Raw genomic sequence first — 10837 nt, forward strand, 5'->3', positions numbered from 1 at the left:
GGGCTTCCGCGGTCGTTAGCACAGCGCATGCCTCCCGTTGGCGCAACCCGCGTCATACCTCCGTCCTTCTAACGTCTCTGGTGCTGTGAGCGAATCGACCCCCACCTCTCTACCTACCCTCGACGCCCCTGGCGACGCCGAGCTGATCACCGCTGTCCGTGGTGGTGATCTGGATGCGTACGGGACGCTGTTCGAGCGCCATGTCGAGGCTGCCCGACGCCTCGCCCGCCAGCTGGTGTCGCCCGGCGACGCCGACGACCTCGTCTCCGAGGCGTTCGCCAAGGTGCTCAACGTGCTGCAGCGGGGCGGCGGTCCGGACCTGGCCTTCCGCGCCTACCTGCTGACGTCGCTGCGCCGGCTGCACGTGGACAAGATCCGCGCCGCCTCGAAGCTGACCACCACCGACGACCTGACCCCGTTCGACCCGGGTGTGCCGTTCGAGGACACCGCGGTGTCGGGCTTCGACAACCAGGCCGCTGCGAAGGCGTTCCAGCAGCTTCCGGAGCGCTGGCAGCAGGTGCTGTGGCACACCGAGGTAGAGGGCCAGAAGCCGGCCGAGATCGCGCCGATGCTCGGCATGTCGGCCAACTCGGTCTCCGCGCTCGCCTACCGGGCTCGCGAGGGTCTCAAGCAGGCGTTCATCTCGATGCACGCGCAGGACGCCGGCGAGGAGGCCTGCGCCACCACCCGCGCCAACCTGGGCGCCTACATCCGCAACGGTCTGTCCAAGCGTGACTCGACGAAGGTCGACGACCACCTGCAGGACTGCCGTCCGTGCACCGCCATCTACCTCGAGCTCACCGAGGTCAACTCCGGGATGGGTGCTTGGCTCGCTCCTGCCCTCCTCGGCGCCGCGGGTGCCGGCTATCTCGCCGTCGGAAGCGGCGTCGCCGCCAAGGGCGGTCTGCTGCTCTTCTTCGGGCGGGCCAGGGACTGGGTGCTGGGCGACCCGGTCGGACGCACGGTCGGGGTCGGCGCGGGTGTCGCCGCAGCGGCTGCCGCGGCAGTGGTCGCCGGCTTCGCGCTCACCGGCGGTGACCCGGCCCCGAAGGCGCCGGTTGCCGACGAGCCCGCCGCCGAGGCGCCGGCCGCTGTCGACCCGCCCCCGGCCGCTCCCGCGGATCCCGCCGACCCGGCTGCTCCTCCGGCCGCTCCCCCGGCAGACCAGCCGGCAGACCAGCCGGCGGACCAGCCTGCCGACCAGCCCGCGGACCAGCCCGCCGACCCGCCTGCCGACCCGGCACCCACTCAGGCGCAGCAGGCGCCGGTCATCACTGCTCCGATCGCCGACGTGAAGGGCACGCCCGGCGGCAAGTCGGTCATCGACCTGACCCAAGGGGCCACCGACGCCAACGGCGACCCGCTCACCGTCAAGTCGGCCACCGTCGCCTCACCGGCGCACGGCACCGTGACCAAGGGCGGCAGCGCGCCGTCGGGCGGCAAGGGGGGCGGCGTCAGCGGCGCCGTCTTCGGCGGTCTACGGATGGCCGACGAGCCGGTCACCACGGTGACCTACCAGCCCGATGTGGGCTGGCGCGGCACCGACACGATCGACTACGTCCTGACCGACGGCAACGGCGGCGACGTCGCCGGCTCGGTGGACGTGATCACCCCCAACGCCGACCCGAAGGCCGTCGGCGACAGCGCGGTCGTGCCACACTCCGGCGCCGAGCCGGAGCCCATCACGATCGACGTGCTCGCCAACGACACCGACGACAACAGCGACGACACGCTCCAGATCGCCGAGATCACCGACGGGCCGACGCACGGAACGGCGGTCATCGAGGACGGCACGGTCCGCTACACCAGGGACGAGAGCACGGAAGCCGGCTCGGACTCCTTCAGCTACAAGATCGAGGACGGTCACGGCGGCACCGACGTCGCCGCGGTGGAACTCACTCTCGAGGCGGCACCCGAGCACGACTCCGGGCTCACGATGGCGCACATCCCCTACGGCGCCTACGAGCACGTCGAGGTCACGGTCTCCGGCATCCCCGAGGGCGCCTACGAGGCGACCTTCTCCTATGAGGCGTCCGGTATCGCCGAGCCCTACCCGAACCAGTCGATGTCCGCCTGCTCGCAGGAGGTCGCCCCTGGCGAGGACGGCCAGGTCTCCGGCACGTGCACCCTGACGAGCGCGGACAACGGCACCAGCGTCCTCCACCTCGACTTCGTCCCCGAAGGCGACTGGAACGTGACGGCGCGCCTCACCCCCGTGGGCTACAACGATCCCGCGTCGGGCAACGACTCGGCCACCGTCTCGGGCACCGTCTCTCCGCAGCCGTCGCCCACGCCGACCGAGACCCCGGATGTGCCCCAGGTGCCCACCCCGCCCGGGATCCCGGACGTCCCCCAGGTGCCCACCCCGCCCGGGACTCCCGACGTGCCCCAGGTGCCGACCCCGACCGGCAGTCCCAGCCTGCCCGGCTTCCCGAGCACGTCCGGCAGCCCGGCCGACCCGGGCCAGGACAGCGCTCCCAGCGAGGTTCCCGAGGACGACGCCTCCGAGTCCGAGGCCAGCGCGAAGACGGGCGGTCTGACGTGGAAGGGTTTCCTCGAGGCGATCGGCCTGCGCTGATCTCATCCACCTGGCCGACGGACGCGCTGAGGCTCGACAGGTCGCAGACACTAAAGTTGGACCTGTGACTACGACGACCGACCGTTCCGCTGACCCTGCCAACGGGCCGGCCGACCCCTGGCCGGCGCCCCGAGCGCACGGGCCGGTGACGGCGACGGTGTCGCTGCCGGGGAGCAAGTCGCTCACCAACCGGGCGCTGCTGCTGGCCTCGATCGCGGAGGGACCCGGCGTCGTACGTCGGGCGCTTCGGTCCCGCGACACGCTGCTGATGGCGGCGGCGCTGACGTCGTTGGGGTCGCACGTGGACACCGACGGCGACGACTGGGTCGTGACGCCCGGGGCGTTCGGCGCCGACGCCGAGATCGACTGCGGGCTGGCGGGGACGGTGATGCGGTTCGTACCTCCGGTGGCCGCGCTCTCCACCGGCACGGTCGCCTTCGACGGCGACCCGCACATGCGCAACCGGCCGATGGGTGAGGTGCTGCGCGCGCTGCGCGACCTGGGTGTCGAGATCGACGGCGAGGGGCTGCCGTTCACGATCCACGGCCAGGGCACCGTGCCCGGTGGGACCGTGGTGGTCGACGCCTCGGCCTCGAGCCAGTTCATCAGCGCGCTGCTGCTGGCGGGTGCGCGCTACGAGCAGGGCGTGGACATCCGCCACGACGGCAAGCCCGTCCCCTCGCTGCCGCACATCGACATGACGGTCGCGATGCTGCGCGAGCACGGCGTCGCGGTCGACGACGCTGACGCGAACCGGTGGACGGTCGCACCGGGGCCGATCAAGGCACTGGACCGCACCATCGAGCCGGACCTCTCCAACGCGGCACCGTTCCTGGCGCTCGCCGCGATCTCCGGCGGCACCGTGACGGTGCGCGACTGGCCGCAGGCCACCGACCAGCCCGGCGACCAGCTGCGCGAGGTGCTCTCGCTGATGGGCTGCGAGGTGCTGGTCACCGACGACGGGCTCACCGTGACCGGGCCGGAGCGGCTCACCGGGATCGACCTGGACATGCATGACATCGGCGAGCTCACCCCGGCCGTCGCGGCACTGTGCGCGCTCGCGGAGACCCCGTCGCACCTGAGCGGGATCGGCCACATCCGTGGCCACGAGACCGACCGGCTCGCCGCGCTCGCGCGCGAGCTGGGTGGGCTCGGGGCCGACGTCACCGAGCATCCCGACGGGCTGACCATCCGGCCGGCGCAGCTGCACGGCGGGGTGTTCCACACCTACGCCGACCACCGGATGGCCCACGCCGGGGTGATCATCGGGGCTGCCGTCGACGGCGTCCTGGTCGAGAACATCACCACCACCTCCAAGACCTTCACCGACTTCGCGCCCTTCTGGGCTGGGCTCTTCTGAGCACCTGATGGCGAAAGCACAGCGGCGCTACGGGACCGAGGACGTCGAGCACTACGACCGTCCCCGGCGCCGGACCCGGCCGCGGACGAAGGACCGGCCCAGCTATGACGACGCCGACCTCGGCCGGGTGATCACCGTCGACCGTGGCCGGTTCACGCTGGTCATGGACGAGGCACCCGAGGTCGAGGTGTGGGCGGTCAAGGCCCGCCCGCTCGGCCGCAAGGGAGTCGTCGTGGGCGACCGGGTGAAGGTCGTCGGCGACACCTCGGGCGCGGAGGGGGCACTGGCCCGGATCGTCGAGCTCGAGCCCCGGGAGACCGTGCTGCGGCGTACGGCCGACGACGACGACCCCGTCGAGCGGGTCGTGGTGGCCAACGCCGACCAGCTGGTGATCGTCACCGCGATCGCCGACCCCGAGCCGCGCACGGGGTTCATCGACCGCGCGCTGGTGGCCGCCTACGAGGCCGGCATCGACCCGCTGCTGTGCATCACCAAGGCGGACCTGGCCGACCCGGAGTCGCTGGTCTCGACCTACCGCTCGCTGGGCGTGCCGTGGGTGGTGACCCAGCGCGGCGGCGACATGAGCGCGCTGCAGAACGAGCTCGACGGGCGTACGTCGGTCCTGCTCGGCCACAGCGGCGTGGGCAAGTCGACGCTGGTCAACGCGATCGTCCCCGACGCAGGGCGGGAGGTCGGGCACGTCAACGCGGTCACGGGGCGCGGGCGGCACACCTCCACCTCGGCGCTGATGCTGCCGCTGCCCGGCGACGCCGGGTGGATCATCGACACCCCGGGAATCCGTACGTTCGGGCTGGCTCACGTCGAGCCGGAACGGCTCATCGTCTCCTTCCCCGATCTGCAGGAGGCGACGACGGAGTGCCCGCGCGGCTGCTCGCACTCCGCGGATTCTCCGGAGTGCGGGCTTGACATCGCGATCGAGGACGGCAGGCTCGATCCGGAACGGGTCGCCTCGTTCCGGCGCCTGCTCGAGGCGCGGTCGGTGCCGACGTACGCGCTCTGACCTGGTCGATCCCGCCATGCCCCAGGCGGTGTTTTCGTGGGGAACCGGTTACCTGGGGAGGGTTCGCTCCGGGGCCGTAACCACTAGAGTGGACCCTCGTGGCGAGCACTCCTGACTTCAACGACGACCTGCGGCTGGCGCACCTGCTGGCCGACGACGCCGACTCGCTGTCGACGTCGCGGTTCAAGGCGCTCGACCTGCACGTCATGACCAAGCCCGACCTCACCCCCGTCTCGGACGCGGACAAGGCCGTGGAGGAGTCGATCCGGCGCACGCTCTCTCGAGCGCGTACGCGTGACGCGATCACCGGCGAGGAGTCGGGTTCCTCGGGCTCGTCCAGCCGCCGCTGGATCGTCGACCCGATCGACGGCACGAAGAACTTCGTGCGCGGCGTGCCGGTGTGGGCGACCCTGATCGCGCTCGCGGTCGACAACGAGGTCGTGATGTCGGTCGTCTCCGCGCCCCAGCTCGGGCGGCGCTGGTGGGCGGCGAAGGGCCAGGGCGCCCACACCGGCAAGTCGCTGATGAAGTCGACCCGCTGCCAGGTCTCGGACGTGCGCCGCCTGGAGGACGCCTCGCTGTCCTACTCCTCGCTGCACGGCTGGGAGGAGCGCGAGCGGCTCGAGGACTTCCTGGCGCTGATGCGCAGCTGCTGGCGCACGCGTGCCTACTCCGACTTCTGGTCCTACATGCTCGTCGCCGAGGGCGCTGTCGACATCGCGGTGGAGCCGGAGCTCGAGCTCTACGACATGGCCGCGCTCGACATCATCGTGCGTGAGGCCGGTGGCCAGTTCACCTCGCTGGCCGGCGACCCGGGGCCGTGGGGCGGCAACGCGCTGGCCACCAACGGTCACCTGCACGACGCCGTGCTCTCGTTCCTCGGTGGGCTGCCCGACGGCAACAACGACGCCGACTGGCCGGCCGCGCAGCCGGGGTCGGTCACCGCGTTCCGCCGTCCGGGAACCGAGTAGGCACGTTCCGGAACAGACCCTGGCGTGACGTGCGTCACGGCCGCTACCGTTGGTGCATGAAGATCGCGGACGTACTCACTCGCAAGGCGATCGCAGAAGTCGTCACGATCGCATCAACCGCCACCGTGCGTGACCTGCTCGGGGTGCTCTCCGAGCACGGCATCGGCGCCTGTGTCGTCAGCAGCGACAGCTCCGCTGTCGCCGGGATCGTCTCCGAGCGCGACGTGGTCCGGCGCCTCCACGAGAACGACGCGCTGCTCGCCGCCGAGGTCTCCTCGATCATGACCGCCGAGGTCGAGACCTGTGCCCCCGAGGCCACCATCGACGAGATCCTGGCGATCATGACCAAGCGGCGGATCCGGCACATGCCGGTCGTCTCCCCCGACGGCGGCCTGGTCGGCATCGTCAGCATCGGCGACCTGGTCAAGCACCGCATCGACCAGCTCGCCTTCGAGCGCGACCAGCTCGAGGCATACGTCCACCAGACCTGAGCGGTCGGCCCGACCTTCACAGGACCTGCACAACTTCTGCAGCCTTTCCGGCCGCTTCGGCTTCTAGCCTGAGCATGTGCCAGAACATGTGACGCGCCGGGTCCTCGTCGTCGAGGACGAGCCGGTCATCAACCAGGCTGTCTCGGACCGGCTCGCGGCGGAGGGCTACGACGTCGTCCGGGCATGGGACGGCCCCGGGGCGGTCTCCTGCTTCGAGTCGACATCCCCGGACGTGGTGGTGCTCGACGTGATGCTGCCCGGCTACGACGGCCTCGAGGTGTGCCGCCGGATCCAGGCCGTACGCCCCGTGCCGGTGCTCATGCTCACCGCGCGCGTCGAGGAGGCCGATGTGCTCGTCGGGCTCGGGGTCGGGGCCGACGACTACCTGACCAAGCCTTTCCGGGCCCGCGAGCTGGTCGCCCGGGTCAACGCGCTCCTGCGGCGGGTGGAGCGGGCGGCCGAGCTGGCGGGCGCCCCGCGGCGTACGGCTGAGATCGGCGGGCTGCGGATGGATCCGGCCGCCCGACGGGTGTGGGTCGACGGCGACGAGGTCCGACTCACCCCGACCGAGTTCGACCTGCTGGTCTGCCTGGCCGCCGACCCGGGCGCCGTGGTCACGCGCGAGCGGCTGCTCTCCGAGGTCTGGGGCTGGAACGACGCCTCCGGCACGCGCACCGTCGACAGCCACGTGAAGGGGCTGCGGGCCAAGATCGGGTCCGAGCGGGTGCGGACCGTGCACGGCGTCGGCTACGCGCTCGAGGCCGGCGCATGACCCCGTTGGAGCGGGTCTCCTCGATCAAGGTCAAGCTCGGGCTCCTGGTCGCCGCGAGCGCCCTGGTGGCGGCGATCGTCGGCTCGGTCGGGCGGGTCGCCGGGGTCTCACCGTGGATCTCGATCCCGGTCACGATCGGGATCGCCCTCGCCGTCACCCAGCTGCTGGCTGCGGGGATGACCTCGCCGCTACGGCAGATGACGCGTGCGGCGCGGCGGATGGCGCGGGGTGACTACTCGGTCTCGGTGCCTGCCGTCGGTGCCGACGAGGTCGGTCAGCTGGGGCGTGCGTTCAACACGATGGCCAGCGACCTCGGCGCCGTCGACCGCCAGCGCCGTGACCTGGTCGCCAACGTCTCCCACGAGCTGCGTACGCCGCTGGCTGCTCTCACCGTGGTGCTGGAGAACCTCGTCGACGGCGTCGGATCGGACCCGGCCGCGCTGCAGACCGCGCTCGGCCAGGCCGAGCGCCTGAGCCGGCTGGTCGAGGACCTGCTCGACCTGGCACGTGTCGATGCCGGCAAGGCTCCGCTGAGCACCGCCTCGGTCGAGCTCGGGCCGCTGCTGGAGGCCTGCGTCGCGGAGACGCGGGTCAACGGGCGGCCGGTCAGCTACGAGATCGACGTACCGGCCGACCTGGTCGTCGACGCGGACCCCGATCGCCTCAGCCAGCTCGTCGTCAACCTGCTCGACAACGCCTCCCGGCACAGTCCCCGCGGCGGCATCGTCACCGTGCGTGCCGGAGTCGACGGCGAGCGCTACCACCTCGAGGTCCTCGACTCCGGACCCGGCATCTCGCCCACCGACCGGGGGCGCGTCTTCGAACCCTTCGGCACGCTCAGCGCCTCCGGCGAGGGCGGCGGGACCGGGCTCGGGCTCGCCATCGCCCGGTGGGTCACCGACCTGCACGGGGGCACGATCGCCTTTCTCGACCCGCTCCCCGGTGCCTCGGGCGCCCGGGTACGCGTCGAGCTTCCGCTGCGGCCATCCGCACGCGTGGTCTCCGATCATCCCGGCCCCAGTCATCTCACCCCCACCCATGAGGAGAGCCAGATGTCCACCACTCCCCCGGCGGCCGACCCCGCCGAACCCGCCGAACCCGCTGAGCTTGCCAAGCCGGTCGACAATCCGACCACGGACCCCAAGGCCGTCTATGCCACCCCGTCGGTGCTCGACGACATCTTCGGCACCTACTGGCCCGACTCAGGCGTCGCGGGCAGGTTCGGGCTCTTCATCGGCGCCGTCGTCGCCGGCCTGCTCGGCGGGCTGCTGATCCCCGACCGCAACGCCGGGCTCGGCACCGTCATCGTGATGCTCGCCGCCGGCGGAGTCGTGATGCTGGCGAACGAGAAGCGTCGAAGCTGGTTCCCGGTCGTCTGTTACGTCCTGTTCGCGCTGCTCTCCTCGGTCGCGGTGCTCCGCGACGCCGAATGGCTCGTCGCGTTGTGCCTGCTCACGGCGGTCACGGTGATCCTGTGTGCCTCCACCCGGGCGAGGACCCTGCTCGGGATCATGCTGACCGGGATCTCCTGGCCCCTGGCCGGGCTGCGCGGGATCCCGTGGCTGGGCCGCACGCTGACCAGCGTCTCCGGCAAGGGGCACGGGGCGGCGGTCGCCCGCACGACGGTGCTCTCACTGCTCGGCCTGGTGATCTTCGGGCTCCTGTTCACCACCGCCGACGCGGTGCTGGGCAGCTGGGTCGACCAGTTCGTGCCGGACGTACGGCCCGACACCTTCGCAGCCCGGATCTTCATGACCGTCTTCGTCTTCGGGATCGTGCTGGCCGCTGCGTACCTCGCCGTGAACCCGCCCCGGATCGACCGCGGCGAGCGTACGTCCCAGCCCGTCGCCAACCGCTACGAGTGGCTGGCTCCGGTCGGTGTCGTGGTCGCCGTGTTCGCCGCGTTCCTGACCGCGCAGGCGACCGCGGTCTTCGGCGGTGAGGACTACCTGCGCGAGACGACGGGACTGACCTACGCCGAGTACGTCCACCAGGGGTTCGGCCAGCTGACCGTCGCGACCGCACTGACCCTGCTGGTGATCTGGGCGGCCGCGCGCAAGGCACCGGTGGAGACCACGGCCGACCGGCTGTGGCTGCGGATCGCCCTCGGGCTGCTCGCCGCGGAGGCCCTGGTCGTCGTCGGGTCGGCGCTGTATCGGATGCACCTCTACCAGGAGGCGTACGGCTTCACCCAGCTCCGCCTGCTCGTCGATGTCTTCGAGGCCTGGCTGGGTGTGCTGGTGATCGCCGGGCTGGTCGCCGCAGTGGCCGGTCGCGCCATCGCCGGTGGGCTGTGGCTCGGGCGGTTCGCGCTGGTCAGTGGTGCTGTCGCGCTGCTCGGGATCGCCGCGATCAACCCGGACGCGTGGATCGCCGAGCACAACGTCTCGCGCTACGCGGAGACCGGGAAGATCGACACCGACTTCCTCTCCGGGCTCAGCGACGATGCGGTGCCGGCCCTGAAGAAGCTGCCCGAGGACATGCGCAGCTGTGTGCTCGGGACCAACGACCGCGAGGGCGACTGGCTGGAGTGGAACCTCGGCCGCGAGCGGGCCGACGGCCTGACCCCGGTCTACGCCACGTCGGTCGACGCGGCGGCGGTGTGCCCCAGCGAGATTCGATACGTAGACTGATTTCATGAGCCAGAAGCCTGAGATCGACTTCGTCGACCCCACCCCTCCGACCGACCTCGTCATCACGGACATCACCGTCGGCGACGGCGAGGAGGCCACCGAGCGCGACCGCGTATCGGTGCACTACGTCGGCGTCGCGCTGTCCACCGGTGAGGAGTTCGACGCGTCCTACAACCGCGGCGAGCCGCTCGACTTCCGCGTCGGCATCGGCCAGGTCATCCAGGGATGGGACCAGGGCATCCTCGGCATGAAGGTCGGCGGCCGCCGCCAGCTCGTCATCCCGCCCCACCTGGGCTACGGCGACCGCGGTGCCGGCGGCGCGATCAAGCCCGGCGAGACCCTGATCTTCGTCTGCGACCTGGTCAAGGTCGAGAAGTAAGCAGCACGTAGGCAGCGAGGCGGTGACCCTTCGGGGTCACCGCCTCGTTTCTCGTTCTTGCCCGGTTCACCGGGGCGCGTCTCACCAGGGGACGTCGAAGTCGGCCTCGTCGGAGACCCGGGCCGCCTGGCCGGCGTACTCCACGACGTCGCCGAGGCGGAGCTGACGGCCGCGGCGGAGCTCGATCTCACCGTTGACCTTCACCTCGCCGGCGGTGATCGCCGGTCGCGCCTCGGAGCCGGTCTCGACCAGGTTGGCCAGCTTCATGAACTGACCGAGGCGGATGACCTCGTCGCTGATGGGTACGTCGAAGGGCTCGCTCACCCCGCCATCCTCCCCCTCCCGCCGAGACGTCACCAAAATCGGCCGAGGCGTCAGCGCAGTCGGCCGAAGCGTCACCGCGGTCGGTCGAAGCGTCACTGCGGTCGGCCGAGGCGTCACTGCGGTCGGCCGAGGCGTCACTGCGGTCAGCCGACTTGGCACGAGATGACGTCTCGGCCGACCTACCTGACCTCTCGGCCGACCTACCTGACCTCTCGGCCGACCTACCTGACCTCTCGGCCGACCTACCTGACCTCTCGGCCGACCTACCTGACCTCTCGGCCGACCTACCTGACCTCTCGGCCGACCTA

9 protein-coding genes are annotated in these 10837 nt (G+C 71.3%); 8 read left to right on the plus strand and 1 reads right to left on the minus strand.

What is annotated here, in order from left to right:
- The first annotated feature begins 85 nt into the window (after positions 1 to 85).
- The 8 genes from ACFV9G_RS08150 (at position 86) to ACFV9G_RS08185 (ending at position 10205) form a co-directional block, all read left to right on the plus strand.
- Positions 86 to 2578: a sigma-70 family RNA polymerase sigma factor gene (locus ACFV9G_RS08150; RefSeq protein WP_378726586.1), complete on the plus strand. Its 2493-nt coding sequence runs from the start codon at positions 86 to 88 to the stop codon at positions 2576 to 2578.
- A gap of 64 nt (positions 2579 to 2642) precedes the next feature.
- Positions 2643 to 3938 (plus strand): 3-phosphoshikimate 1-carboxyvinyltransferase, encoded by a 1296-nt coding sequence (aroA, locus tag ACFV9G_RS08155; RefSeq protein WP_378726588.1) that lies wholly within the window; start codon positions 2643 to 2645, stop codon positions 3936 to 3938.
- A 7-nt stretch (positions 3939 to 3945) separates the two neighbouring features.
- Positions 3946 to 4959 carry a ribosome small subunit-dependent GTPase A gene (rsgA, locus tag ACFV9G_RS08160; protein ID WP_378726590.1) on the plus strand — a complete coding sequence of 338 codons (1014 nt, stop codon included), beginning with the start codon at positions 3946 to 3948 and terminating at the stop codon, positions 4957 to 4959.
- A 98-nt stretch (positions 4960 to 5057) separates the two neighbouring features.
- Positions 5058 to 5930 carry an inositol monophosphatase family protein gene (locus ACFV9G_RS08165; protein ID WP_378726592.1) on the plus strand — a complete coding sequence of 291 codons (873 nt, stop codon included), beginning with the start codon at positions 5058 to 5060 and terminating at the stop codon, positions 5928 to 5930.
- Positions 5931 to 5986: 56 nt separating this feature from the next.
- A complete protein-coding gene (locus ACFV9G_RS08170; RefSeq protein WP_378726594.1) occupies positions 5987 to 6421 on the plus strand; it encodes a CBS domain-containing protein in 435 nt (144 codons plus the stop codon).
- Between the two features lie 76 nt (positions 6422 to 6497).
- Positions 6498 to 7193 carry a response regulator gene (locus ACFV9G_RS08175; RefSeq protein WP_378726596.1) on the plus strand — a complete coding sequence of 232 codons (696 nt, stop codon included), beginning with the start codon at positions 6498 to 6500 and terminating at the stop codon, positions 7191 to 7193.
- The gene (locus ACFV9G_RS08180; RefSeq protein ID WP_378726598.1) at positions 7190 to 9826 is read left to right on the plus strand and encodes a DUF4153 domain-containing protein; all 2637 of its coding nucleotides are present in this window, start codon (positions 7190 to 7192) and stop codon (positions 9824 to 9826) included. Before ACFV9G_RS08175 ends, ACFV9G_RS08180 begins: the two co-directional genes overlap by 4 nt.
- A gap of 4 nt (positions 9827 to 9830) precedes the next feature.
- Complete coding sequence (locus ACFV9G_RS08185) at positions 9831 to 10205, plus strand: FKBP-type peptidyl-prolyl cis-trans isomerase (RefSeq protein ID WP_378726600.1); 375 nt, start codon at positions 9831 to 9833, stop codon at positions 10203 to 10205.
- An 81-nt stretch (positions 10206 to 10286) separates the two neighbouring features.
- On the opposite strand, the gene ACFV9G_RS08190 is transcribed toward ACFV9G_RS08185, so the two are convergent.
- Complete coding sequence (locus tag ACFV9G_RS08190; RefSeq protein ID WP_378726602.1) at positions 10287 to 10529, minus strand: RNA-binding S4 domain-containing protein; 243 nt, start codon at positions 10527 to 10529, stop codon at positions 10287 to 10289.
- Between the last annotated feature and the right edge of the window lie 308 nt (positions 10530 to 10837).

Origin of the sequence: Nocardioides sp. NPDC059952 (genome assembly GCF_042730435.1) — a bacterium.
Taxonomy (GTDB): Bacteria; Actinomycetota; Actinomycetes; order Propionibacteriales; family Nocardioidaceae; genus Nocardioides.